The following is a 24433-nucleotide window of genomic DNA, read 5'->3' on the forward strand; positions in this document are numbered from 1 at the left end:
TAAACAGCCCTGAGGGGGAACTTTCCCCTTAGGGGCGAAGTTCCCCCTTTTTTTGCTTTAGAGAAAAGGAGAACTTCGCAATGACTATCCAACAGAACGAAATCCAGATTCTGGACCAGATCCTGCTGGTAGACCTCTCGGGCATCCACCTGTGGACTGCTCGGAAGAAACTGAAGCCTGAAATGCTGGAGGGTAAAATTCCACCGGCACGGCTGGCCTCATTGGGTTCGATGCGAGTAATCGATCCCGAAAAGCTCAAGCCGTTCGAGAAAGTCAAACGGCGTGCGATCAAGGTCCTGGAAGACTATGGAATCAAATTCCTCGGCGGCTATGCCATACCGCAGGAGAAGATCCAGAGGGTTGTAGACGAGCTTGAAGCTCTGAAGAACCAGTTCTATGACCTGAAGAAAAACTTCATTCCTAACTATGACCGTTGGGTCAATGAATGGGTGCAGCAGGAGTGGGAGCGTGCCGAATGGCGAGAAGCCATTATGCAAAGCATCACGCCGAAACATCAGGTAGAGGCCGGTCTTCAGTTCGGTTACGCGGCTTGCCGTGTGGCGCCGGACGGCGACAAGCACCTATCTGCAACGCTTGGGAGTCAAGTGCGCGGCCTGTCGGATCAGCTCTACGCTGAGACGGCAGAGACAGCCGAACGTTTGATGGAAAACGGCCTGGCCACTCGTGGCCATGTCACCCAGACGACCCTCAACACGATTCGCAAGATGAACACCAAGCTCAAGGGCCTGATGTTCCTGTCGAGCGATGTCCAAGCCCTGTCCACCTACATCGACGAAACCCTTGCGGTTTTGCCGGCCTCAGGGGTGGTCAATGGCACGCAGTACAGCAACATTGTGACGTTGGTATCGGGGCTCTCGGATGAGGACTCGATACGCCGGCTGATCAAGAACCTCAACATCGCCAATGGCTCGCCCGAGCAGGATGATGTTGCGGTACCAGCTGCTGTGCAGCCTGCGGAAACAGTCACGACGCAACCTGCTGAAGCGACTGAGCCGAAGGTGCAGCTAGAAAACGAACTGGTATCCCAGCAGATCCAGGCAGAGGAAGAGATCGAGCAGGCCGGCATGGCTGATTCGTTCAACCCCTTTGATCTGGTCGGAGCCGAGGATGCTGCTTCAACCGAGCAAGCAGAGGACGAGGACGTGCTTCCAGAGCCTCAACCGCTGGTTGTTCCACCCGTATCTGTCAGTAGCGTCGTCTCTCACGGCGTATTCAGCTTCTGACACCAACACTAAACCCCGCCTGGGAGCAAACCTCCCAGCGGGGGTTTCTCCGTCTGGCGGTGGCGAGAATGGAGAAACGAAATGGCTAAATCCCTGATTGGATCGCTCCCGTACTACGCACAACACCTGGCCGAACAAACCGGCGTCAAGGTGGTGGTGCAAGGAACCCGAGCCTTCACAGATGGAAAAACGGTAACTGTCCCATTCAGTGAGGATGATTTACCGCTGTCCTTCGGCTTCATCGCGCATGAGTGCTCCCATGTCCGTAACACTGACATGGCGGTATTCGGCGCGGATGCCCCGGTTCCGTTCCGCAAAAACTTGCTGAACATCCTGGAGGACATCCGCATCGAGCGTCTGTCGATGGATCAGTACCCTGGCACCGAGGATGACATTCGGTACCTGAACCGCAAGGTTCTGCTTGATCCGTTTCAGCCTGAGCAAGTTGCGCAGGCCACAGACGTACAGATCATCCACAACGCAATCCTCATGGGCGGCTACTGGAAACTGCAGGAGCCGCAACTGGAGGTGCCCGCGCGGGCCTATCTCGAAGCGCTTGAAGCCCGACTGGGCCAAGAGTTAGCCGACAAGATCATGGCCGAGGTGCTGAAAACTCTGAAGTGCGACAGCACGAAAGAGGTTCTGGCGCTGGTGGATTCGATAATCGAGCTGCTTCCGTCAAGCGAAGATAAGCCTGAGCCGGAGCCTGAAAAGGGCAATGACGAAGGTTCTGACGAAAGTGGTGAAAACGGTGAGTCGGAGGCCGACCCGCAAGGGGAGGGCGAAGGCGAAACCGGCAACACCGACAGTGACGGTACCGGCGAAAAAGGAAGCGATCCTTCGGGAGAGCAGAACTCTTCGCAGGGTGACGAAGCGGGCGGTGATCAACCAGCCAATGGCGGTGAGGATGGCACGGGAGGCGGGCAACCAAATTCCGAGCAGAAATCATCTCCTGAAGGTCAGGGCGGAAGTTCCGACCAGAAGGATTCAGGCCAGCGCGATGCAACGCTACAGCCCGGTGATGGCCAAGGTGCCCCACTGGGATTGCGTGAGCGCGTAATGCAAGCCACTGAAAAAGACCTGCAAGGGTTGATTTCGGAGGTTGGCGATGCGGCAGCTGAGTTGCTGGGCCGAAAGGCAGCGGCACACTTCACTCCGATCAAGCCATTCCCCCTGGGAGGGAGAGCGGTACGCCGGTCAGCCGAAGCCTCATGCAGGCGTCGTATTTCCGGTGAAACGCACTCTGCTGGTCTGCGTCAGATCCTCAATGGACTGCTGCAGGCACAGGTGGACTGTCGGGTAAGACTCAAGCGCCAAGGGCGTCGGATCGATACCTCGCGCATTGCCATGCTTCCAGCTGGCGAAACGCGGGTGTTCCGAAGCAAAGCGCGGGCCGAGCGTCAGTCAGCTGCTATCCAGTTCCTGTTCGACAAGTCAGTAAGTATGGATGCGGCAATGGAACAAGCTGAGGCGGCGCTGTATGCCGTTCTCAGGGGGCTTGAAGGGCTGCCACTGGTAACAACTGGGGCGATGTCTTTTCCAGGCACAACCACAGCTGGGGCCGGTCAATGCTGCGATCTGATCAAGCGTTCAACCGAGCGTCTTGGCGCTGCAGTGGAAGCGGGTGGATTTGGTGCTCTGCCGCATGGTGGAACTCCATTGGCACAGGCTATATGGCCTGCCGCGATTGAGGTTTTACGCGCAAAGGGAGAGCGGAAGATTCTTTTCGTGATAACCGATGGCGAGCCAAACTCCGGTACTGACGGATATTGCAAAGAGATGTTCGAGCGGTGTGAGGCTTCAGGGATACAGGTTATTGGACTCGGCTTCGGCTCGGCTAATAGCTATGTTCTCAGCAAGCTTTTCACCAAATACGTTGCAGTTGGGACGGTAAGTAGATTGAAGACAGCGCTGTTTGAGGTTGTTCGAGACGTACTAACCGCTTAACTAGACAACAAACCATTCCCAGCAGGGGCCAACCCTGCTGGGGGAGGCCTTCGCTTGGAAAGGGAGGCCAGAATGGAAAATGTAGCTGTAGCTCCATTACTCGACTTGTTCGGGGATGAAGTAATTATTCAACGCCGCTCTCTTGAGCGCCGCCCCCGGCGAAAAACTGTTCCCATCCAGGTACAGGTTCAGCTTGGGTTTCTCGACATCCTTGAGATGTCAGATGCGGAGTTGGAGTTGCTGCGCGCAGAGGATGAAATCACTGACGATTACATCGACTGGATGCGCAGTTACATGATCAAGATGACACTTCGCCAGATTCTTCACCCTCAGGTGAGTATTGAAAACTGGTGGGATGGCATGTTGTGGGTGCTGGCGGACGAAGATGAACCGTTCAGCTTCAAAACCTGCTGTAACGCAGCTGGCGCTGATCATGAGGAGGTTCGTGAGAATTTCCTGAGCATGATGCGGCGCAAGTAAATATGAGCCCGGTAGGGGGGAAGCCCCTTACCGGGCTTTCTCCCTTCTGGAAAATGAAAGGAGAGAAACATGTCAGTCATGGTGATACCACGGCTGTATCTGCGCTATCGGATCTACTTGCGCGAACGTGTGAACGGAGCTTTGCTCCCTGAAACAACGTTCGAGTGCGATGCAGAAGATTCGCTACATGCAATTGAGCAAGCTCGGGATAAGTATCCTGCTTGCTGGTTGAACTACGCATCATCTTGTCGTGTTTACTCAAACGGCGAAGAGGGTGAGTTTGTCTAACTAATGCTACTCGTCGTGGTTAACACGGCGAGCGCCTAAAACCCGGCTGGGAAACTCCAGTCGGGGTTCTCCAGCATCAAAAATGAATGGAGAATAGACATGTTTGCAGGCTCAGTTGTTTCTTACCCGGATCGTGGTCACTGGGGCAAGTCATCCTATCGCGGTAACTGCACAGGAAGAATTATCAAAGACTTTCTGGAAAGTTACATGAAAAGAAAAGATGGCCTGGTCGTAGATCCGAGCATCGGTGGCGGTACTAGCGTCGATGTTGCTAGGGAGATGGGACTGCGATTTGTTGGCACTGACCTACATCAGGGCTTCAACTTGCTTACGGACGACCTTGCGTCGTACATCGGTGAGATGGCTCACGTTTGCTGGTGGCATCCCCCATATGCGGGAATGCTCAAGTATAGCGGGGTAGAGTGGGGGGAGCCAAACAAGTGGGATATGTCACGGATGAATCTTCAGGACTTCACTGAAGCACTGGAACTTGCCGTGATGAACATTCATGACGCGGTTGAACGTGGTGGTGTGTATGGAATCCTGATGGGCAACATGCGCGCCAAAGGTACATACTATAACCTTAGTTCACTCGTGGAACGAATTGCGCCGGGCCGGCTGATCGATGAGGTCATCAAGGTCCAGCACAATGTAAAAAGTGACTCAAGCTCCTACAAAGGAAACTTTGTCAGGATTGCCCACGAAAAGTTACTTGTTTTCGCTAAGCGTGAATCTTCGTTGTTCCTTATTGGTTCAATGGAAAAGCGCGCTGCTGCGATGACTGGTATTACGTGGAAAGCAGCGGTTCGGCGTGTGCTTCAAGGCAACAAGATTCTTCATCTGAAGGATATCAATGATGCATTGGAGCCCTATGCTAAATCGCGTGATAACCAGCACTGGCAAGCAAAGGTGCGGCAGGTTCTACAAGACGAGCGATTCTTTGTTCGTTTGAAACCCGGCGTTTACCAGCTAGCTGCATAAACCGATACACAAACAAAATAGCCCCTGCGGGAGAAATCCCGCACGGGGTTTCTCTTTGCCTGGGGCACCCAACCAGGAAAGGAGAAAATCATGTCCACGATCATCAACACGAAGATCGGTGAGTCGAAAAACGTAGCGCGCCTTTGGCTTGAGGGTCGAAAGCTCGAAAGGGCAGGCGTGAAGATCGGTGCGCGCTACCAGCTCGTGCAGAACAAGGCGATGGAGCGTTTGGAGCTTCGCGAGGCCCCGGCCGCAGCGAACGACCAGACTTTCACTGTCTCCAAGCGCGAGCGACGTGGTGTGGTGGTGCCCTTGATTGAGGTTCGATCAAGGATACTCAGCGAGGTGTTCGCGAACATCGAGCGGGTGCGGGTTGCAATCCGGCGAGGTCGGATCGTGATCACAGCGCTGCACATCGAAACCAAGATCCGGGAACGAGTTAAGCGTTTGACGGAAAAGCTGCGTACCGGAGAGCCGTTGGCAGTAGCCAGCCTGTTCCATGGTGGTGGTGTTGCGGATAAGGCACTTCATAGTGGCCTTAGACGTGCTGGGATCAAGTCGTTTATCCAAGTCGGTGTCGAGATTGAACCGGAATACTTGGATTCGTCGTTAGACAACAATCCCGAGCTGTGGAATGAAAAGAGTGTTGCGATCTGCTCTGACGTAAGAGAGGTCAACTGGGGACATAACCCTCCCCAGTGCGATGTTATCTGTGCGGGGATTCCCTGCTTAGGTGCATCGAAGTCAGGTCGCAGCAAGAACAAACTGAGCATGGCAGAGGAACACTCCAAAGCCGGTGATCTGTTTGTTGATTTTCTCGATGCGGTTAAGGCGCTGAACCCAAGCATTTGCCTGATCGAGAACGTACCGGAATATCAATCATCAGCCTCTATGGTTGTTGTTCGCTCAAAGCTGAATTCTCAAGGCTATGTGCTGAAGGAAGCTGTGCTGAATGGCAACGACTTTGGCGCTCTTGAGCGTAGAAGCCGATTGGTTGTGGTCGCGATAAGTAAGGGGCTTCCAGACGTTTTCGATTTCGGTGAGCTGTGCAAGCTGAAAGAGAAAGAGGGAAGTCTAAATGAGGTGTTAGAAGATGTTCCGCATGATTCTGCGCGGTTCAAATCTTTTGACTATCTCGCAAATAAAGAAGTACGCGACAAGGCAGACGGCAAAGGATTCTCACGCCAACTGCTAAGTGGGGCTGAAGACTTCTGCGGAACAATCGGACGTGGTTATGCGAAGTGCAGAAGCACGGAGCCCTTCCTGGTACATCCGACCAACCCGCAACTGTCTCGGCTACTCACGCCTGTCGAGCACGCACGAGTGAAAGGCATCCCAGAGGTGGTAATCGCTGGGCTTCCTGACACGACTGCGCATGAGGTGCTTGGGCAGTCAGTGATCTATCCGTTGATTGAGTCCGTTGGGCTCGAAATAGGGGTGTCGATTACTGCTGCTGTAAACGCCAGCGTGGTGAGTCTGCGGCAGGAGGGAATTTCCTCCTACTGTGGGCAGATCTGCGGCGGTGATGATTGCGGTGCTGGCCAGTTGTGCAGCTTCGGTATCAACTCGGAAAGCCAGATGCCAGGCCTGCCGGAAAGTGAACCCAACCAGGGTCAGTTCCAGCTCAGTCTGATGGTGGCGTAAAACAACCCCAGCCAGGGAGAAATCCCTGGCGGGGCTTCTCCTTGCATGGATGGAAGGAGAGGATCATGAGTGCAATCCTTGAGGCAGCACAGTTGCAAGGCAACGCGAGCATCATCCGCAGGGCCTGGGCAAAAAGGGGCAAGCAGAAGGTTCACCTCTGGGAGCTGTCAACAGGGGGGGTAATTCTTCTGCGCCACATGGAGGGGGAAGGGTTCAAGCAGCCGGTAAAGCTGCATGAGCCAATGGAGGTAATCGTTAACCGATTTCGCGAGAAAAACGGTCATCAGGTGATCTCTCCCCATGCAATCTGAATTCAACGCCCTTCGGGGCGTTTTTTTTTGCCTGCATGCTTGAGGCTGGCAGGTGGATCGGTATAATCGACACATCGCTTCATGTTTCATCCCTTCGCGCCTCAGCGCACTAATCTTCGTCAAGTGCATGTTGCACTCGGCAAGAGCCTGTACCGATCTTCGGTCAGGCAAAATCCAGAGTCACTTTGTGGCCTGGGAAAGCTAAGTCGGAGCTTCAACCGGCCTAATCTAAAGCATTCAGAATCAACGTTCCTCTTCAGGTCCGTTGCGTTTTCGTTTGCACAACAAAACCCACGCGGGGATAACTCCCTGCCGGGCGTTTCTCCGTCTGCATTAAGCTAATGGAGAAACACAATGAAAGTTCTGATCATCGCAGTAGTGCTGATTGTTGGTGGCATCCAAGTCGGCTTTAAAGCGTTCGATTACGGCGTTGCTTCGGTTGAAAAAACTGAAACCGCCAAAACGATCAAAGCCCGTCAGGTGCTCTGATTGAAGCAACCCTTTGGGAACAATCCCATGGGTTGTTCTCAATCATTGAGGATCTGCGTATGTACTTCCGCAACTTAATGACTGCCCTATGGATCGGTCAGGTATTTGCAGAAAGCACACAACGCCCTTATGCCCTTTATGGACATAAGGAGGGCTACATCGTAAGAAAACTGACTCGGGCTAACAGCTTGGAGTTGGAAATAATCAAACCCTGACGGGAGCAATCCCGTTATGGGGGCGCCTCGTCATTAATTTGCGAGGTGTAATATGTTTTTTAATAAAGTTCTTAGTTGGTTAAGGGAGACTGTCGTCGGCATTGGCTGTAGCTTGCTGGCTGCGGGGTTCGTCGGCATCATCACTCCAGGTTCGCATCCGCAAGCCATTGCGGTCAGCGTGGTAAGCGGCCTGGTCTTGATTGTCGGCGGTCTGGTGGTATCCTTTTTCCAGAAAGACAACGCAGGTGAATGAAATGGACACGACACAAACGCTCGTTTTGGCTATATCCGGCGTGCTGTTCACGATCACTGTGGCAGCGTGCGTCGGCATGATGCTAGCGAAGCACTTGGACAAGAAGCATGCTGCGCATGCGTCCAAGGTGCCCTGATCCACGAGATATTTGCGTCAATACCCTTCTGCTCAAGGCAATGTCTTGAGTAGGTAATCAGCTAGTCGCGTAACGTGGTCATCCCTTGTGGGTGATCCACCAGAGCCCTCCGCGTGAGGGTTCTGGGGATCACCCACCTGGAGAACATCAAATGCCACAACGCGAAGAGCCAATAGCACTGTACTGCCCCGAACTCAAAGAGCTGATGATCGACTCCGGCCGAGTGTTCCTCGTCCCTGATCAGATCGCAGCAACAGTGAAGAAGGCCAACCCTGACACCCGCTTCGTAAAAGCATGGGCTGTGCTGCACCGCCTGATACCCGCATCAGGTGCAGTATCGGTTCTCGAAGCGCCTCAGTCAGCGGCGGCATGAGTGCCAACAAAACCCCAAACCCCGGCTGTTTCCAGCCGGGGTTATTTTTTTGCCTGCCAGAATCTGGTCAGATTCCACCGCCTTTTCCTCTCGCGTATCTCTAGCATCTTGGTACTCACCTTCACCAGGTAGCACCTATGCGTCCCAGCTTCAAACATGCCCTCCGACGCTTGGCTGTTGGCGGCATCATCATGGTTCAGCTCAATACGGTTGCCTTCAAGGCGTGGGCCGATTCCATTGCTGCCAGCGCCACGCTAGGCAATCAGACCGCTCAAATGGGCATTCAGATGCTCGATCCATCTGCGGCGCAGAAAACGCTTCAAGATCTATTCCCGGACCTCCAGGGCGGCGGTACCGCGTCCTTGGAAGAAGTGTATGGAGACGACTCGGGCACTCTTGACGCTGGCATCCAGGCCAACACACGACTGAGAAGTGAGTCGTCGATGGATGGCGAGGCATACAGGATTCTGGTTGATAGCGGCAAACGGCCTGCGGTGGATCTTTCGAATGATCCAATGTTTAAGCAGACGGACGAGATTCGATCTAATGATTTCATGCAAGGATTCAAAGAGAACTTTGCAGACTGCTCCAGAAAAGATGTGTTTGAAGAACGCCAAGCTACATCTCACATCGCGGATTACCGCACTTGTGAGCGCGTAGCAAACGAAGGCGGCAATGTGACCTTCAAGCATGACTATACGCTAGGAGTTGTCGAGTATGTTTCAGGCCAGCCAAACTACCAGTCATGCGGCAGAGGTTGCCTATATGTATGGGTGGGCACCGTTGGTAACGATTACTGGGGCGGTAAATGCGCGATCTACGAGGAATACACACGCTTCAGGGTTATCAATAAAGATGCCATCCTGTCTGCGGTTGTTGAACAAGCTACGTTCGATGACTACTTTCAGATCTACTTCAATGACTCTCTTCTATGGACCCACACGCCGGGCGTATTCCCTCCCGAGACGGCGGGCGCGTGCGAGAGAAGTACCAGTTGGAAAGTAAGTCCCAACAAGGATGTCACGAACGAACTAAAGCAAGACGCGGACGTAATTACATTCAAAACACGCACGTCAGTCACAGGTCGGGGCGAAGGCTATGCACGCATTCGCATTAACTATGATCCAGCAAAAGCGATTACCGATAATGGTTGGGGACCTGAAGAGCGCCTTCCGCTTCTTAAGATGATCAACGATGGTTTCTGCAAAGAAAGCAGTGTTGTTTGCACTAAAACGCCGGCAGTAGATGCTTCTGGCTGTATTAGCGAGAATGGTGTTGTCGCATGCCAATCTGATATGCAGCCATCCCCTCATCCTGACTTAGATCCCTTCTGTAAGGAAGCGGAAGTAACGGCTGACTGTTCGTTCTTCAAAGGGGATCTTGCCTGCTACATAGATGCCAATGGGAAAGAACAATGTCCTGAAAACGGCGGTGATTCCTGCGTTGTAAATCATGAGATCGAACTGCGCTCAACTGGAATGGTTGGAAAATTCGCTGCTAATGGTCGGAACGTGGCCAGGGCCGAGTTTGATTTTGTTGCTGGAACCTGGACAACTCTTCCAGGGTCGGATGGAACCAGATTCAATGGCAGTGTGACCAAGGTTAACTACAACGAAATCTGTGATGGACAAGATGGATACATACAATCTTCCGGTACAGAGCTTTGGCCTGAATACGGACTTGGTGGTCAGCTAGATACATCAATAGTGATGAACGTAATAAGCCAGCCATCCTGCGGTAATGGTCTGAAAGCTGTCGTAGAATTACGGGATACAAAATCTGACGATGATTTAGTAAATGCTTTGACTGGTGCCTTTAGTTTCAGGCACTCAAAGCTTGTTAAAGATGTATGGTCACCACAAAGTTGCATAGATCAGGGTAAAGCTGTACTTGAAGGTAAGTGCAGTTCGGGGCAGATTACAGTCACCAAAGGTGTTCAGCATGAAGGAGAGTGCGCAACCATTTCAGGCATAAATATTTGTCCTGGTAATCCACTTTATGAACAAATCTCGGCGAGCCCATTGGGTACGTCAAGACTTGCAGAGCAGGTCCGTGTGCAGGGTTGCGGTGTAATCGAAGATAACCTGGACACCTGTGAGCAGTACGAGAAAGACCCCAACTGCGGTTTCATCTCCCAGAGCTGTATTAAGGGGGCTTCTGGGGAGTCGGGAGGATGCTACGCCTACGAGGAGATATGGGACTGCGGCTATGACACCAGCTATCCCACGGTAGTCAATACCGGCACTCAGATCGAATGTCCTGGCGGCGCTAGGTGCATGGGAAGCGAGTGCTTCGACACCTCGAACCAGAAAAGCGGTGACTTTGCATACGCCGTCGCAATGCTCCAAGTTGCCCAGTTCGCTGAGCATGATCTTGATTGCGGTGGCGACGGATCGGATATCGAGGTTGCCAACGAGTGCAAGATATTCAAAGGCGAAGCAATGGAGTGCAAGAAAGCGCTCGGTGGCTATGTCGATTGTTGTGAGGCTCCCGAAAGCGTCAGTATTTACGATTATGTGAATCTGACAATGAACACTATGAAAATGGCTAGTGCAATGGAAGCGCTATCCACGCACGGGCTTGGGGGGAGCCTGAAGTACGGTTACTGGCAAGCGGGCACGAATGCCATCACGTCCGCTGGTAGTTCTGTCATTAAGGGGCAGTGGTCAACAATAGTTGACAACGCAACTGGAGCCTTCAACAAAACGCTTCAGGGAACAGTCCAGGATACGCTTGTATCTAAGGTCCAAGAATGGCTAATGCAAAAAGCCTATGACGCCATGGTTAACATGGGCGCCGAGGTAGCTGCGAATGCTGTGTTTGTTCCAGCAGAAGGCGGCGGGATGATGCTTGGCCCTCAGGCTACGATGGTCGTCAACATCATTGGCTGGGTATACATGGTTTATGTGATTGTCGATCTTCTAATTAACATTATCTGGGAATGCGAAGAAAAAGAGTTCGAGCTTGGAGCAAAAAAAGAAACAAGGCAGTGCACGTTTGTAGGAAGTTATTGTGCCTCAGAAGCTCTTGGCTCTTGTGTTGAGAAACGAGAAAGCTACTGTTGCTATGGTTCGGTTGTTGGTCGGATTGTTCAAGAGGCCGCACATGAGCAGCTGGGTATTGAGTACGGTGATGTTGAGAATCCAAGTTGTGAGGGCATCACTCCAAACCAAATGGCGCAAATGGACTGGAGTAAAGTAGATATGTCGGAATGGATAGGCATGCTGAACATTGCGGGCCACCTTCCAACAGTGAATACGGTTTCTCTTGAGCAAGTTACAGGGAGCGGCAGCAGCCTTACAATATCTGAAGGTAACGTCAGGCAAAACTCGCTTAGTCGAAACGAAAAGCGGCTGGACGGATTTGATCCTGAAGCGGTCAAGAAAATGGAGGAAGACATAGCTAGGGGTGCTGTCCCTGACTAAGCAAAAGGCCCCGTTAGGGGCCTTTCGTTTATTTGCCAATGAAGTAGTTTGACATTCCGCTTCTCAGCACTGCAGGCGGCAATTTATCGGACTTTGACCGTGTGGCCGATGTGACATAGATCAAGAACCAATCAGGCAGAGATGCGGATAGCGCGACGGTGTTAGCCCTACTTCCGTGGATATTCCGAAACCCAGAAGCATTGATAATGGATTCCTCAGTAACTTTGTGACCGACGATATGGATAGGGCCATATGATTTCGGTGCGGAAATGAATGCTGGACTCTCTTTCGCCTCCTCCGAGAACAGCACTAAATTCGAAGCCTTTGGCATCTTGCCACCAAATGATCGGCTATCCGACTCGGGATATGCAGTAGCGATAAGTTCTTGAGGGAGCTGCTTTTGAAAAACGGCGGCTCTCGATTTATTGAACTCATTCAAGGCAACCTGCACAGCTTCCTCCGGCGAGGAGGCCAGATCTGATGGGACCCATGCAACGACCTGCGGCAATTGAGCTGGCTGTGTAGGTCCGCCCCCAAGAAGCAAAAGACCAAGGCCGACCCCGGCTACAGCGCCTCCGCTCATTCCCGATGGCGGCGCCACGGCACCTACCCCATAGGTTGCAGCATCGAGCACTCCAGTGCTGTTTCCACCTTGGGCCGGTTGTGAGGACGCATCGCCCATCATTTCGCGTGGTACGTCACGCATGCCCGAAATCTGCATGGCATTCATGTAGACCATAGCGTCGGACCACTTCGCTTTGGGTGTAGCAGCCGGGTCCGGCAGCTGATCGAAGGTAACGGTATTGCCTGGTGATGAGCACCCTACCAAGGCGGTGAGGGCCGCTGTCAGCGCGAGTGTCAGTTTGATTTTGCTGCAGTGAATCATGTCCGCTGTCCTTCTTGGTTAAGTTATTCAAGGCTACCAGTGGCAGCCGTTATCCCAAATTCTTGGCTTTGGCGCGTCAACTCTGCAGCTGGTAGCGGCCCACAAAAAACCCCGCTTTGATGCGGGGCTCTGTTGTCGGCGCTGGACTATTCAGCCTTTTCCTGGATGGGTGGCGACGCTGGCTGATTTCGCTGCTCTACCAGCTGGCCTATGGCTTGGAGCAATGCTTTCGCAGGCTGGGCGCCTTTGACCAGGATCTTCTGGCCATTGGTGTTGTCCACGACGACAGTTGCAGGCGTGCCCGTCACGCCCATAGCGGTACCGCGATCCATCTGATCCTGGATCTTCTGCTTGTACTTTCCGCTGGCCATGCACGCATCAAATGTCTGCGAGTCTGCGCCGACTTCTCGTGCCAGCCGACCGATATCATCAATGCCTTGGCCGTTCATAGCGCTGCGCTCGAACCATTGCCCGGTGAATGCCCAGAAAGCCTGGTTGCCCGCAATTTCGCTGACACATTCTGCCGCGTGTGCAGCCTTTGCGGCCGTGGGGTTGTGGAACTGCAGCGGGTAATGCTGCCACTCCCAGTTGATCTTGCCACCGGCCTGCTCAACGAGTGACTTTGGTGTGTCATGGAAGCGTTTACAGAAGGGGCACTCCAGATCGCTGAACTCCACAAGGGTGAACTCGGCGTCTGCCTTACCGTAGATGTTGCGGCCTTTGACCTCGATGTCTGAGGCGGCAGACCATTGCGAAAGGATCTGTAGCTTGGCAGCCGCGACCTCGGCCTGCTCTTTCGCGTCAAGTGCAGCGGCGACGCCAGCCGGCAACTGCTCAGCTATCGCTTGATTGATCGCATGCTCGGTGTACATGACGCTGGCGCCGAGGGCGGCCACCGCGAAAAGAGCGGAAAGACCTACGGTCAAAGGGAGTCGGTTTTTTGAGCTGGGCATGGGGTTCACTTTGCGAGGCTGTTGAAGGTCGGTTGCAGACGAAGAGGTACGTCCTTGGGTGTGCCATGCACCAGAACTTCCCACTCTTCGTAGGTGAGGCGTTCGGCGCCGCTGCAGAGCTTGTTGCGAACGCGGATATAGTCATTGACCGACCCGGTGCTGTTCGCCAGTGTCACGATCTGAGTTGCGTCTGCGGGACCACTGGGCGTCAGTACGCGGACGTGATCCGGCGTTTGATTCTCCTCCGGTTGATCCAGGCAAGTTCCAGACCGTAGTGCCGGTGGTACAGCGATGCTGGCTGTAACCTCTTGCGCGGTGTTCTGCAGCTCTGGGTGCAACTTGCCAGCGCGTGTATCCAGCTCATCCGGGCTGCCGAGTACGGGTTGATAGGACGGCTTTCTCAGTGCTGCCCCTCCACGGCCGGAGTGCCCCCAGCTGGTGTGGTGCCCGCGTAGATCCGGCTCGTACTGCTGGACCTCAAATGGGGTGCCTGTATAAGGCTCGGGTGCGGGCTCTTTGCTAGAGCAGCCTGAGAGCATGCCGAGGGCTGCGGTGATTGCCAGCGGTATGCGCAGTCGAGAGAAATGCATCGGTTGAACCTCGATCCGGGGGATGAGGTATTTTGTGGGAACCAGATCGCGATGAGGCGGCTAAACCTACACGATTCTTGTAAGATAAAAACATTCTAAGATCGTGGCATACCCTCTTGCGCATTAGCGCGATTGGGGGCATGCTTTCGCCAAGCCTTAATGGCGATAACCTCAGAAAGCGCAGCTTCACTCTCGCGCCTTGGGCCACGAGCCTGTCAAGATTCTCCAAATTAAGTCGTTCTGCATGTGCAGATCGATTTAGTCATGCACCTCGGTGCATGGTCGGCAAGTTGGCCGTCTGTCAAATACAACCTAACTAATTGAAATGAAAACCTTTCGGGGCAGCGATATTCCCCGTCAGGGGTTTACGTCGCCCTGTGTTTTACTCTGATTGGAGAATAATCATGGCTCGTGGCGTAAACAAAGTAATCCTTATCGGCAATGTTGGCGGTGATCCTGAAACTCGCTACATGCCCAACGGGAACGCGGTTACCAATATCACATTGGCAACTACCGATAGCTGGAAGGACAAACAGTCTGGTCAGCTTCAAGAAAGAACCGAGTGGCACCGTGTTGTGCTATTTGGGAAGGTTGCTGAGATTGCCGGTGAGTACCTTCGTAAGGGCTCGCAGTGCTATATCGAAGGCAGACTACAAACCCGCGAATGGGAGAAGGATGGAGTCAAGCGTTATACCACTGAGATTGTGGTTGATATGCAAGGCACCATGCAGCTCCTTGGCGGTAAGCAGGCAGATAACGGTGGTGATGGTGCTCCTCGCTCTAGCGGGAGGAATCAAGCCCAGCGTTCTCCGCAGCAACCCAACCGTCAACCGACTCAAACGCCGACTTCTGATCCGCATTACGATTCGTTTGACGATGACATCCCCTTTGCGCCCATTAGCCGAGTTCTTCTGAACATCATCTAACGGGTCAATCAGTTGCAAATAAATACGCGCCTTCGGGCGCGTTTTTGTTCAGGGGGTTTCAAAATGTCTAGTGCTAACTATCAAAACGCTGTAGCCGTAATTGCAAAGCAAGAGGATAAGTTTCTTGAGTTGGTGAAGGCAGCAAAAACAGATGTCGTGTTCAAGCAAGAGATGCTTTATGCAGCTCAAGCCATGATGAACAATGACTACCTGTGCACTGTCGCTATCAACAATCCGCTGTCTCTTCGCAATGCATTTGGCCAAGTGGCCGCCTGTGGCCTAACGCTGAACCCTGCAAGGGGTTTGTGCTACCTGGTGCCACGGGACGGGCAAGTGGTTCTGGATGTGTCATACAAAGGCATGATCAAAACCGCTGTAAATGACGGCGCAATACGTGACTGTATTGTTGAGTTGGTCTACTCGAATGATCAGTTTAAGTACAAGGGTAAGCGTCATAGCCCTGTGCATGAATTCGATCCGTTCGACACTGAAGAGCGCGGCGAATTCCGTGGTGTCTATGTGGAAGTAACCCTGCCTGATGGCCGGGTCCATGTGGAAGCTGTAACAGCCAAGGAGATCTACAAAGCGCGTGATGCAAGTGATTTGTGGAAGCGCAAGAAGAAAGGCCCTTGGGTTGACTTCGAAACTTCCATGTTCAAAAAAACCGGCATCAAAATCGCTAAGAAATACTGGCCCCAAGTCGGCGAAAAACTCGACACGGTTATTCAGTATCTCAACACAACGGCAGGGGAGGGGTTTGCATCTCATGATGTCCCGATCTCTGTTGTAGAGCGTTATATGGGTGCAGCTGAAGTAGTCGATGAAGCCCAGCCACTCCCCACCTCGAATGAGGTTGAAGAGCAGGTGCCGGCATCTGAGACAACGCAAGTTGAGCCTGAAGATGCTCAAGCTCAGGTCGCAGCACCGCTGGAAGGCGAAGTGCTTCAGGCTTCAAATGATGAGAGCCAAGCACCTGTAGATTTACCTCCCAAAGTCCTGAAGAAGGCTCAAGAGGTGGTCAAGCGGGCGCGTGAGTCGCAAGGCTGGAAAGCAGCGCGTGATTACGTAAGTGCGTGGCCTGTTGAGGCTCGTGATTACGCTCTGCGACTCCTGTCTACTGCGGAATACCAAGCTGCTCAGGGTGAATGACGATGGTTCATCTATCGATCAGATCCCTGTTAGAAGGCAATACGTTCTGTAGCCAGACACGATCAGAAGTGTTCAGAAAGGGAGAAGAGGTTTTTCACCCCAATGTTCAGCTTCTGGAAAAGACTGGCTACAGAAACAAAATCTGCTCCGAGTGTCTTGCGATTTGGGATAACCCGGAGTCTCCAACCAACCCTGTGCAGGGCATCCCTTTGCACAGGGCTGCTGCTGGCAATAAATGAGGAAACTGAGATGGCTGAGATTATTATCAACCTGATCATGCTGTTCTTTAACTAAGAACAGCGAACTCACAATAAACCCTGACGGGGCACCTGCCCCTCAGGGGTTAGTTGCCTTCGTCGTACTGAAAAGGAAAACGAAATGGCAACTGCTAACTCAAGCTGCATCATCAAACTCGTCCATGACCATGACGCAGAAAGTCCGCGTGAATGGGACAACTTAGGATCGATGGTATGCGCTCATCGGCGCTATCGTTTGGGTGATGAGAATGGGGCTGCGAAAGCATTGGAAGTGATCTACAAGCACCTGTCTGATAAGCAGCTGGGGCAGATCGATTTCAATGCCAATCACATCCCAGATGTTGAGCGTGCGCTGGAGATGACGGGGCAAGCAATTATGCTTCCACTTTATCTTTATGATCACTCTGGCATCACAATGAAAACCTCCCCTTTTAGCTGTCGATGGGACAGTGGCAAGGTAGGCTTTATCTTTGTGTCTAAAGATAAAGCCCGCTCCGAGCTTGGTTGGAAACATCTCACGAAGCCGCGCATTGAGAAGCTGGAAACATATCTGGACGGAGAGGTCGAATCATACGATCAATACCTGACGGGGAATGTTTGGGGGTATCAAGTGATCGAGGATGACGAAGTTGTTGATAGCTGCTGGGGATTCTTTGGTAGCGATCCAATGACAAATGGCGTTCTGGATCATCTAAGTAATCAGCATCAGGCAATGATACAGGCTGGCAATTATCAGCGTGTCTATTCCTGAGTTTAAATAACCCATCTGACTGCGTATAAGTTGATCAGATAAATCTAACCCTGTAGGGACTTTCCCTACAGGGGATTGCTCCGTTTCAGGGATGAAAAGGAGAAATTAAAATGCGTACTTACATACTCGCTATGTGCGATATGCGTACCAAGCGTTACACCCGCTTTCAGTGCCAAGCCAACAGCTTCAATGAAGCAGTTGAAAAGGCCCAGAAGACTCTCAATGGGGGCTTTCCTGGGTTTGCAATGGGTGCTGCAAATGGAGGTCGCCATGCGTCCTTCAACGGTTGAATCGCTTAAAGAGTCTCTTGCCATCTGGCAGGAGCTTGAAGCTGGTGATCTGGCTCAGCGCAGCCTGGTCACTGAAATGGCCGGAGAGATCCAGAGGAAGATTCTTTCCCTGGAATCCCTACTGGGACTGTACGCGGTGCACGGGCTTGGGTTGACGCTCAAGCACTGCCGGACTGACTCGTGGGGGATTCTTTCCGAAGATTCTTCCGAGCCCGGACGGTACCGCTGGACGATGTTCGGTAAGGATGGTTTCACGGGTCATTGCACCCAGGACACCGCCGAGCTGTGCATTGGCGACATGCTCGATGATGGCTTCATGATCCCTGACATGGGAGCGCTGGAGCGATTGTCTTGCACAACTGAATGGCAGCGCGGGATGGAAGTTTGCGCAGTGATTCAGGCCTGCAATGCAGGCCGGATGAGCTGGCAGGAAGCGAACGACCGCTATGCCGAAATTGACCAGCGATACCGGAGCGCCGCATGAGCTACATGGCGATCCTAAAGCTGGTTCATTCAGGTCGAAATATCGCCGTGTTTGGCCCAACCCCGCAAATTTGCGGCCAAAGGCTGTTCGACCAGCTCTTGAGCTGGGACGGCGAAGAAAACCGGCCTGTAAATGAGCAAACCTGCCGCCTCTTTGAGGTGGTGCAAGCAGCCCCGCACATGGAGACGAGAGTCGAAATGTTCGGTGCTAGAAAATCAAACGCTCTGCGCTTACTGCGCCAGGGCATCGCCGGCTGACGTACTGGCTGACGAACCAAACCCCCAGGGGGGCAACCCCCCTTTGGGGGTTTGCCTTTCCGGGATTTGCCCTTGGGATTTTCAACCCAGGTGGTGAAGTACCTAGAAAGGAGAATGAGATGAAAACCTTCGAAGCTGGCTGCAAGGCCTACCATGCCGCCAATAGCGAACTGGAAGCCCACTACGGCTCAGAGCAAGGGATTGAGATCCGCAATAAAGTGCCGCATGTGGATCTCAGCCTGTATCTGGACCTCAGTAACACACCACACGCCTATGCGCTGCCGGCTATTGCTGCAGCGCAGAAAGCATCACTCGATGAGCAGGGGCCTGACTTCACGAAGAAGTATGAAGCCTTCAAAAATCGTACCGAGATGCTGGTCCAGGCTCGGTATCAAGCGTTTTGTGATGCTCTTGGGCTGCTTGGCGAAGAAATGGGTGCTGAGTACAAGTTCAATACCTCAGGGCCTCTGGATCAACGCATCGCAGACGTGCTCACCAAGGGTGACTTGCTTCGCAAGACCCTCTTGGATGGGTTTGGCTATGTCGATCTCCTCGATCTTGAAAGCAGCTTCTCAAAGGGCTTTTTCACGGTGACGGGGCTGACAAAAATAAAGCTCTACAACGACCTCAAGCTTTGTTCCCAGATCCGTGAAGGCGGAATCAGGATCAGCGCTGAGGAAAGAGTACGGCTTGGCTTTCATCAGGAGTAATCAGGATGAAAGTAATCGACGTCCAACAGCGCTCTGCCGAGTGGCACGCGTGGAGAAAGGGTGGTGTCAGCGCAACCAGTTGCGCGGTCATCATGGATCAGAATCCTGACAAGACGAAGCTTCAGTTGTGGCGTGAGCTGGTTGGACTTGATACCCCCCCCGATCTTGCCTGCATTCCTCAGGTAAGGCGGGGCGTCAAGTTTGAGCCGGTTGCGCTTCAGGCGTTTGAAGAGCGGTACGGTCAGCTGGGGCTCCCGATCTGCGCAGAGTCTAGCGATTACCCGTTCATGCGGGCTTCGTTCGACGGGCTTCTGGCAGGTAATGAGCCGGTGGAGATCAAGAACCTCTCCGATGACAATCATCTGGAGGTTCTGGCGCTTCGAGAGAAGAGCAAGGCGTACAGGCTCTACCGCTGGCAGCTGTTGCACCAAATGATCGTTAGCGGGGCTTCACGGGGCTACCTGTGGTGCTGGTCGCCCAAGCATGAGCCTATCTGCCTGGTGGTTGATCTCAATGAAGCTGTTGCGCAGCAGATCATTGCTGCGGAAAGGCGCTTCTGGGATATGGTCGAGTCGCTTACGCCTCCCGAGGCGGACCCGAAACGCGACCTGATGCCTCACGCAAAGATCGACCACGACCGTTGGTCAACCCTCGCAGCGGTCAGGCGAGACAAAGAGAACGCAGCTTTGGCTGCAAAAAAGGCGCTGGAAGACCTTCAAAACGAGATAACGGTCATTGATGACCAGATCCTCGCGTTGATGGGCGATTTCAAGCGCGCAGATGCGTATGGCGTTCGTGTTATTCAGTATGAGGTTCAAGGCAGGGTCAACTGGAAGGCCGTCGCAGAGAGTGTCTGTGCCGCAATCCCAGCGGATGTTGTCGAGTACCACCGTGCTGACTCGCGCACTGCAACGCGAATCTCGGTTGATACCGAGTTCGACGAAACCACCTATAAGCCGGAAGTCATGCCGCAACCGCGCATGGCGAAAGGCCCCGTAGACACGCAAGCACTGCTTTCCGCAGGCGTGTTCACCTTCTAACCCAGCCCGGCCTCGTGCCGGGTTTTTTTATGACCAGAATCTTGTAGGTTTAGGCCGCAAATCGCATTCGCAAACAGACATGATGCTCGGGTGAAAAGTCGGAGCATTCCTGTTCATGTTCAAGTTATTCAAGCAGCTCTTTGCGGGCAAACGCCGTCCCAGTCGGCTCATCAACCCGCCGCCCGACCCGCGTTTCGAGCACCCCGCATATAAGAACATCCCGGACGATATCCGACGCGTGCTGAGCGATCCGTCAATCCTCAGAAACCCTCCCTACCAGGAAGGCTATTACGGCCTTATCTCGGGAGAGTTCTGCATGTATGAGTTCCAGTCGCGCCTTCTGCGCAAGCTCAAGGGGCAAGTAGGCCTCACGCCTGAGGACTACGAGGCCTATTTGAAGCCGATGTTCGTCGCGTATGCCGAGCTAGTCCACCTGCTACCCGCCTCAGAAAATCACCATCACAACACTCCGGGGGGGCTTCTGCGCCACGGCTTGGAGTGCGCGGCTTTCATGCTGGACTGGATGGTTCTGACCAAGTTCGACCACGAATTGACGCCAGGCGAAGCAAGCAAACGCCTTCGCCGCTGGTATGTGGCTGGCATCGTGGCGGCACTGTTCCATGACGCCGGCAAGCCGCTGACGGACGTTACCGTCATGTCGTTCGACGGTACGAAGAAATGGGTGATGGGCACTGAAACCATTCATGAGTGGGCGGTGGCAAACAACCTCACTCGCTACTTCATCAACTGGGAGCGCGGGCGTCAGAACAAGCACATCACTCACACCAACACTCTGATCGGAATCTACACCAGCGTTGAGCTGCGAAAGTGGCTGCTCGAAGGCGGGGCAGATATTTGGCAGGCACTATTGGACGCTGTGGCAGGCCAGCCTGGACCCTTGACCGAAGCGGTGAGGGTTGCAGACTCGCGCTCAGTAAAAGCAGACCGCGAGCGCGGTGCAGTCGCCGGCGCCAATACCAACACCGGCGTGCCGGTGCAGCGTCTGTGCGTAGATGCGATGCGCCAGTTGGTCGAGGAAGGAAGCTGGACGCTCAACGAACCCGGCTCGCGGCTTTGGCTGAGCACCAAGGGGCTATTTCTCGCTTGGAGCACTGGGTCCGAGGACATCATCCATCAGGTAGTCAAGGACAAGGTAGGCGGCTTTCCGCGAGCGGAAAACACCCTACTGGCTGCTATGTCCGAGTACGAGCTGTTTGAGAAAAATGCAGACGGTTCGCCCATCTGGTTCGTGGCGCCACACCCACTGTTCAAGAACGGTAAGGCGCCATCCATCCGCTGCGTCAAATTCAAGAACCCCGACAACGTGTTCCCGTTCCTGGACGGAAACATCGCCCCGGTTTCTGTGACCATCGGCCGGGATGATAACGCCAAGGAATACCTGACGAAGGAAGACGCAATCGCGCGAAAGGAACAGGAGAAGAAAGGCACGCAGGAAGACCTTTTTGGTGCGACAGAGCTGACGACCGCCGCAGCGACGGAGAGTCCCAAGGGAAAAAATCGCCCCAAAAAGCCAGTCCCGGAGCGAACCGGCGTATCTCTGCCGCCCGACCTGGAAGAGCGTGCGCGCCTCCTCAAGCAGGGCGCACAGCAGCCGGTAGAAGATGTTGCCGATCAAGCGCCCGAGCAGCAGCAGGGCAATGCTCTCGATGACCATACCCTTGCCGCCATGTTGCACGAAATCAACGGCACAACGCCCGATCCGGCGCCGCATCTTTGTACAGTCGATGATGACGAGCCCACGGTTGAGCAAGACCTTGACTCGGTGGAACCGGAAGAGCCGGTTCAAAAGGTGAAACTCACCTTCAACGACATGATTACCAAGAAGCCCACCAGAGTAGATAGGGGCAACGTAGGCAAGCCCAAGGCTTTGGCTGAAACCGCAACCCCAGAGCAAAGCACCGATGCGCTCGATATCCCCCCCAAATTCAAGAGCCTGCTGACAGATCAGGATCGGACTTTATTGCAGCGCAACCCGGAGCTTGGCAGCCGCCTTCTGAGCGTGTTCGCTGGCGACACGGCGATCAAGGAAGTTCGAAATCGGGCATTCATTCCCCTGGCTGGGGACATGACGCTCGGCGATCTGCCGGCCATCGACCGTGCTGGGTGGTTATGGCGCGACTTCACCAGTTCCGAAGAGCAGATCACGCGCACCTTGCGCGGTACGGAAGGGTTTCTCGCGAGCAAGGAGATATCCCTGATCTATTGTCGATTGGCCCAGACCGACTGGTTCCCACTGTGCCTCGAAACACTCCCGAAAGAGCGTTGGCAAGACGCAGAAAAGCTTGCCGATCTACTCAAGGCGGTAGCGGTGGCAGAGCCATCAAAAGGTCGTGACATCTGGTCGATCACATTCCGAGCACAGGCCAAAGCAGCCGAAGCCGTGGGTGCCGATCTCGAAGCTTCAGAAGAAGCCCTTTTCTACTGCCTCGAAGCCGTAAAAGTCGGCCGCGAGAAAAAATACTACTTCCAGCTGGATAGCAAGGTGAACCGCTGATGGGTGACTGGAATTACACAAACCTCTGGCGCACGAATTACGAAGCCAGGGAGGTCGGTGCCTGGGGAGCGTCAATGCTAGCCAGCACAGGGGTCCAGGTACTAACAGGCATGCCGATGATGCCGTACCTGATCACGATGGGTGTTCAGGCTGGCTTCGCCCTATCTGCACTGCCGAGGGCAATACGCGTCCACCGGGCTAAAAAATCATTGCTGGGTGCGCCGCTTACGTTCACGAGCGTCAGCGACATCGCTGCAATCGTTGAGGATAACCCCGACAGTTTCTACTACGGCCAAGCGTTCCAGTGGAGGCAGCAACACGGACAGCATGCGTTTGAGTTGCAGTCCCGAGACATGGCTGATGTGCTAGGCAAAAAAGGTCTGCGTGACCCAAATGTGAAGGGCAGCAGGTGGATTCACGGGCTTGGCATGGCCGAAGAAGAGATGTGTTTGCGACCAGCCGGCATGCGCGACATCCATACGCTGGTTACCGGCACGACCGGTGCCGGAAAAACCCGCCTTTACGATTTGGCCATCGCGCAGTGCATTCTGCGCGGAGAGGCAGTAATCGTCATAGACCCGAAGGGGGACAAAGGGCTCGCCGAAACCTGCCGGCGAACGTGTGAGTTGATGAATGAAGGTGAGCGGTTCAAATACTTTCATCCAGCATTCCCGGACGACTCTATACGCCTGTCATTGACACGCAACTATGGCCGGGCAACGGAACTGGCATCGCGCGTTGCGGTGCTCATGGCATCGGAGTCTGGCGATCCATTCCAGGCGTTCGCGATGATGGCGCTCAACAACGTCATCCAGGCCATGCTGATCATCGGAGAGCTTCCCAGCCTCTTGAGCCTACGCCGAACGCTTGAAGGGGATATTCCCGGCCTCACTATCCGGGTCGTAACTGCCTACGGTAGGAAGATCCGCGGTGAGAAAATTTTCGATGCTGCGATTGAGCAAGCTTGCTCGACGGCCAAGGTGAAAAATCCAGAGGATAAGGCGAAGGTACTGCGAAAGCTGTACTACGCGGATCTGATCCACGAGGCGCCGAACTCTGACCTTGAAGGCCTGCTGACGATGCTCGAACACGAGCGCGCTCACTTCAGCAAGATGATCGCCGGTTTGCTGCCGATCCTGGTCATGCTCACGGCCGGCAGGATGAGCGATCTCCTTTCGCCTGCGCATACTGTCGATGGCACTGATGCGTACCAAGACTTCAGCGACATGAATACCGTGATCAACGGTAAGCAGGTGCTCTACATGGGGCTCGACTCATTGTCGGACCCCATGGTGGGCTCTGCACTTGGTTCGCTGGCTTTGGCAGACCTCGCATCTACTGCGGGAGAGATATACAACCACAGGCTTCCGGTGCCGGTGAACATCTTCGTGGATGAAGCGGCCGAGGTGATCAACGACCAGCTGATCCAGCTGCTCAATAAGGGTCGCGGCGCCGGCATCAACCTGTTCATCGCTACTCAGACGATTGCGGATTTCAAGGCGCGGATGGGTGATGAATCGAAAGCCATGCAGGTGCTGGCGAACGCGAACAACATCATTTCCCTGCGGGTGCTTGACACCGACACCCAAGAATTCATCGCCAAGAAACTGCCCATGACCCGCTACAAGTACGTCATGCGCACCCAGGGTAACAGCGCCGGTGAGGGCGGGGTCATCACCGGGGGCAACCAGGGTGAGCGACTGATGGAGGAAGAGGGCGAGCTATTCCCTTCGGCTCTGCTAGGCAATCTGCCTGACCTCGAATACCTGGCCATTTTCGCGGGCGGTGACGTGCGAAAAGGCCGTCTGCCAATTCTCAATTTCCAATCGAAGTAAGGGC

Annotated in this window: 25 protein-coding genes; 21 read left to right on the forward strand and 4 right to left on the reverse strand. The window is 53.9% G+C overall.

What is annotated here, in order from left to right; all coding sequences use genetic code 11:
• The first annotated feature begins 80 nt into the window (after positions 1–80).
• Positions 81–1244 carry a DUF3150 domain-containing protein gene (locus tag ACN0VI_RS13190; protein WP_019406497.1) on the forward strand — a complete coding sequence of 388 codons (1164 nt, stop codon included), beginning with the start codon at positions 81–83 and terminating at the stop codon, positions 1242–1244.
• A 219-nt stretch (positions 1245–1463) separates the two neighbouring features.
• On the opposite strand, the gene ACN0VI_RS13195 is transcribed toward ACN0VI_RS13190, so the two are convergent.
• Positions 1464–1721 carry a hypothetical protein gene (locus tag ACN0VI_RS13195; RefSeq protein WP_417447096.1) on the reverse strand — a complete coding sequence of 86 codons (258 nt, stop codon included), beginning with the start codon at positions 1719–1721 and terminating at the stop codon, positions 1464–1466.
• 51 nt (positions 1722–1772) lie between these two features.
• Here ACN0VI_RS13195 and ACN0VI_RS13200 point away from each other — a divergent pair, with 51 nt between their 5' ends.
• The 11 genes from ACN0VI_RS13200 (at position 1773) to traN (ending at position 11786) form a co-directional block, all read left to right on the forward strand.
• Positions 1773–3191: a VWA domain-containing protein gene (locus ACN0VI_RS13200; RefSeq protein WP_417447097.1), complete on the forward strand. Its 1419-nt coding sequence runs from the start codon at positions 1773–1775 to the stop codon at positions 3189–3191.
• 54 nt (positions 3192–3245) lie between these two features.
• On the forward strand, positions 3246–3671 hold the full coding sequence (locus ACN0VI_RS13205) for a hypothetical protein (protein ID WP_417447098.1): 426 nt from the start codon (positions 3246–3248) through the stop codon (positions 3669–3671).
• Positions 3672–3740: 69 nt separating this feature from the next.
• A complete protein-coding gene (locus tag ACN0VI_RS13210) occupies positions 3741–3959 on the forward strand; it encodes a hypothetical protein (protein WP_125869341.1) in 219 nt (72 codons plus the stop codon).
• Positions 3960–4058: 99 nt separating this feature from the next.
• Positions 4059–4940, forward strand: coding sequence for a DNA adenine modification methylase (locus ACN0VI_RS13215; RefSeq protein WP_417447099.1), 882 nt, complete (start codon positions 4059–4061; stop codon positions 4938–4940).
• 90 nt (positions 4941–5030) lie between these two features.
• On the forward strand, positions 5031–6584 hold the full coding sequence (locus ACN0VI_RS13220) for a DNA cytosine methyltransferase (protein WP_125873135.1): 1554 nt from the start codon (positions 5031–5033) through the stop codon (positions 6582–6584).
• A 65-nt stretch (positions 6585–6649) separates the two neighbouring features.
• The gene (locus ACN0VI_RS13225) at positions 6650–6895 is read left to right on the forward strand and encodes a hypothetical protein (RefSeq protein WP_114249801.1); all 246 of its coding nucleotides are present in this window, start codon (positions 6650–6652) and stop codon (positions 6893–6895) included.
• Positions 6896–7249: 354 nt separating this feature from the next.
• Positions 7250–7384: a hypothetical protein gene (locus ACN0VI_RS13230; protein ID WP_019406491.1), complete on the forward strand. Its 135-nt coding sequence runs from the start codon at positions 7250–7252 to the stop codon at positions 7382–7384.
• A gap of 267 nt (positions 7385–7651) precedes the next feature.
• A complete protein-coding gene (locus ACN0VI_RS13235; protein ID WP_026012503.1) occupies positions 7652–7852 on the forward strand; it encodes a hypothetical protein in 201 nt (66 codons plus the stop codon).
• Between the two features lies 1 nt (position 7853).
• Positions 7854–7988: a hypothetical protein gene (locus ACN0VI_RS13240; RefSeq protein WP_019406489.1), complete on the forward strand. Its 135-nt coding sequence runs from the start codon at positions 7854–7856 to the stop codon at positions 7986–7988.
• 151 nt (positions 7989–8139) lie between these two features.
• Positions 8140–8361 (forward strand): hypothetical protein, encoded by a 222-nt coding sequence (locus tag ACN0VI_RS13245; protein WP_114249802.1) that lies wholly within the window; start codon positions 8140–8142, stop codon positions 8359–8361.
• Between the two features lie 137 nt (positions 8362–8498).
• The gene (traN, locus tag ACN0VI_RS13250) at positions 8499–11786 is read left to right on the forward strand and encodes a conjugal transfer mating pair stabilization protein TraN (RefSeq protein ID WP_417447100.1); all 3288 of its coding nucleotides are present in this window, start codon (positions 8499–8501) and stop codon (positions 11784–11786) included.
• A gap of 28 nt (positions 11787–11814) precedes the next feature.
• Here the strand turns inward: traN and ACN0VI_RS13255 are convergent, their stop codons facing one another.
• The 3 genes from ACN0VI_RS13255 to ACN0VI_RS13265 form a co-directional block, all read right to left on the reverse strand.
• On the reverse strand, positions 11815–12672 hold the full coding sequence (locus ACN0VI_RS13255) for a hypothetical protein (RefSeq protein WP_125873133.1): 858 nt from the start codon (positions 12670–12672) through the stop codon (positions 11815–11817).
• A gap of 146 nt (positions 12673–12818) precedes the next feature.
• The gene (locus tag ACN0VI_RS13260; RefSeq protein WP_044315034.1) at positions 12819–13625 is read right to left on the reverse strand and encodes a DsbA family protein; all 807 of its coding nucleotides are present in this window, start codon (positions 13623–13625) and stop codon (positions 12819–12821) included.
• Between the two features lie 5 nt (positions 13626–13630).
• On the reverse strand, positions 13631–14215 hold the full coding sequence (locus ACN0VI_RS13265) for a hypothetical protein (RefSeq protein ID WP_125873132.1): 585 nt from the start codon (positions 14213–14215) through the stop codon (positions 13631–13633).
• Positions 14216–14619: 404 nt separating this feature from the next.
• Between ACN0VI_RS13265 and ACN0VI_RS13270 the strand changes: the two genes are divergently transcribed.
• The 9 genes from ACN0VI_RS13270 to traD all read left to right on the forward strand — a co-directional run bounded on the left by ACN0VI_RS13270 (position 14620) and on the right by traD (position 24429).
• Positions 14620–15141 carry a single-stranded DNA-binding protein gene (locus ACN0VI_RS13270; RefSeq protein ID WP_125873130.1) on the forward strand — a complete coding sequence of 174 codons (522 nt, stop codon included), beginning with the start codon at positions 14620–14622 and terminating at the stop codon, positions 15139–15141.
• 63 nt (positions 15142–15204) lie between these two features.
• The gene (locus ACN0VI_RS13275) at positions 15205–16290 is read left to right on the forward strand and encodes a RecT family recombinase (protein ID WP_125873128.1); all 1086 of its coding nucleotides are present in this window, start codon (positions 15205–15207) and stop codon (positions 16288–16290) included.
• A gap of 378 nt (positions 16291–16668) precedes the next feature.
• Complete coding sequence (locus ACN0VI_RS13280) at positions 16669–17298, forward strand: hypothetical protein (protein ID WP_019406481.1); 630 nt, start codon at positions 16669–16671, stop codon at positions 17296–17298.
• A gap of 189 nt (positions 17299–17487) precedes the next feature.
• On the forward strand, positions 17488–18072 hold the full coding sequence (locus tag ACN0VI_RS13285) for a hypothetical protein (protein WP_181121887.1): 585 nt from the start codon (positions 17488–17490) through the stop codon (positions 18070–18072).
• Complete coding sequence (locus ACN0VI_RS13290) at positions 18069–18329, forward strand: hypothetical protein (protein ID WP_125873126.1); 261 nt, start codon at positions 18069–18071, stop codon at positions 18327–18329. Before ACN0VI_RS13285 ends, ACN0VI_RS13290 begins: the two co-directional genes overlap by 4 nt.
• A gap of 119 nt (positions 18330–18448) precedes the next feature.
• Positions 18449–19039 (forward strand): hypothetical protein, encoded by a 591-nt coding sequence (locus ACN0VI_RS13295; protein ID WP_044315601.1) that lies wholly within the window; start codon positions 18449–18451, stop codon positions 19037–19039.
• A gap of 5 nt (positions 19040–19044) precedes the next feature.
• The gene (locus ACN0VI_RS13300) at positions 19045–20079 is read left to right on the forward strand and encodes a lambda-exonuclease family protein (protein ID WP_417447101.1); all 1035 of its coding nucleotides are present in this window, start codon (positions 19045–19047) and stop codon (positions 20077–20079) included.
• 115 nt (positions 20080–20194) lie between these two features.
• Complete coding sequence (gene mobH / locus ACN0VI_RS13305; RefSeq protein WP_230486083.1) at positions 20195–22594, forward strand: MobH family relaxase; 2400 nt, start codon at positions 20195–20197, stop codon at positions 22592–22594.
• Positions 22594–24429: a conjugative transfer system coupling protein TraD gene (gene traD, locus ACN0VI_RS13310; protein ID WP_044315598.1), complete on the forward strand. Its 1836-nt coding sequence runs from the start codon at positions 22594–22596 to the stop codon at positions 24427–24429. Before mobH ends, traD begins: the two co-directional genes overlap by 1 nt.
• Positions 24430–24433 lie beyond the last annotated feature (4 nt).

Source organism: Kangiella sp. (genome assembly GCF_048265365.1).
GTDB lineage: Bacteria > Pseudomonadota > Gammaproteobacteria > Enterobacterales > Kangiellaceae > Kangiella.

Coding starts and splice junctions, on each gene's coding strand:
- ACN0VI_RS13295 (WP_044315601.1), top strand. CDS start 18,449: ATGAAAACCTTCGAAGCTGGCTGCAAGGCCTACCATGCCGCCAATAGC.
- ACN0VI_RS13220 (WP_125873135.1), top strand. CDS start 5,031: ATGTCCACGATCATCAACACGAAGATCGGTGAGTCGAAAAACGTAGCG.
- ACN0VI_RS13225 (WP_114249801.1), top strand. CDS start 6,650: ATGAGTGCAATCCTTGAGGCAGCACAGTTGCAAGGCAACGCGAGCATC.
- ACN0VI_RS13240 (WP_019406489.1), top strand. CDS start 7,854: ATGGACACGACACAAACGCTCGTTTTGGCTATATCCGGCGTGCTGTTC.
- ACN0VI_RS13265 (WP_125873132.1), bottom strand. CDS start 14,215: ATGCATTTCTCTCGACTGCGCATACCGCTGGCAATCACCGCAGCCCTC.
- ACN0VI_RS13260 (WP_044315034.1), bottom strand. CDS start 13,625: ATGCCCAGCTCAAAAAACCGACTCCCTTTGACCGTAGGTCTTTCCGCT.
- ACN0VI_RS13285 (WP_181121887.1), top strand. CDS start 17,488: ATGAAGCAGTTGAAAAGGCCCAGAAGACTCTCAATGGGGGCTTTCCTG.
- traN (WP_417447100.1), top strand. CDS start 8,499: ATGCGTCCCAGCTTCAAACATGCCCTCCGACGCTTGGCTGTTGGCGGC.
- ACN0VI_RS13270 (WP_125873130.1), top strand. CDS start 14,620: ATGGCTCGTGGCGTAAACAAAGTAATCCTTATCGGCAATGTTGGCGGT.
- ACN0VI_RS13255 (WP_125873133.1), bottom strand. CDS start 12,672: ATGATTCACTGCAGCAAAATCAAACTGACACTCGCGCTGACAGCGGCC.
- ACN0VI_RS13290 (WP_125873126.1), top strand. CDS start 18,069: ATGAGCTACATGGCGATCCTAAAGCTGGTTCATTCAGGTCGAAATATC.
- ACN0VI_RS13210 (WP_125869341.1), top strand. CDS start 3,741: ATGTCAGTCATGGTGATACCACGGCTGTATCTGCGCTATCGGATCTAC.
- ACN0VI_RS13300 (WP_417447101.1), top strand. CDS start 19,045: ATGAAAGTAATCGACGTCCAACAGCGCTCTGCCGAGTGGCACGCGTGG.
- ACN0VI_RS13245 (WP_114249802.1), top strand. CDS start 8,140: ATGCCACAACGCGAAGAGCCAATAGCACTGTACTGCCCCGAACTCAAA.
- ACN0VI_RS13275 (WP_125873128.1), top strand. CDS start 15,205: ATGTCTAGTGCTAACTATCAAAACGCTGTAGCCGTAATTGCAAAGCAA.
- traD (WP_044315598.1), top strand. CDS start 22,594: ATGGGTGACTGGAATTACACAAACCTCTGGCGCACGAATTACGAAGCC.
- ACN0VI_RS13235 (WP_026012503.1), top strand. CDS start 7,652: ATGTTTTTTAATAAAGTTCTTAGTTGGTTAAGGGAGACTGTCGTCGGC.
- ACN0VI_RS13190 (WP_019406497.1), top strand. CDS start 81: ATGACTATCCAACAGAACGAAATCCAGATTCTGGACCAGATCCTGCTG.
- ACN0VI_RS13215 (WP_417447099.1), top strand. CDS start 4,059: ATGTTTGCAGGCTCAGTTGTTTCTTACCCGGATCGTGGTCACTGGGGC.
- mobH (WP_230486083.1), top strand. CDS start 20,195: ATGTTCAAGTTATTCAAGCAGCTCTTTGCGGGCAAACGCCGTCCCAGT.
- ACN0VI_RS13230 (WP_019406491.1), top strand. CDS start 7,250: ATGAAAGTTCTGATCATCGCAGTAGTGCTGATTGTTGGTGGCATCCAA.
- ACN0VI_RS13280 (WP_019406481.1), top strand. CDS start 16,669: ATGGCAACTGCTAACTCAAGCTGCATCATCAAACTCGTCCATGACCAT.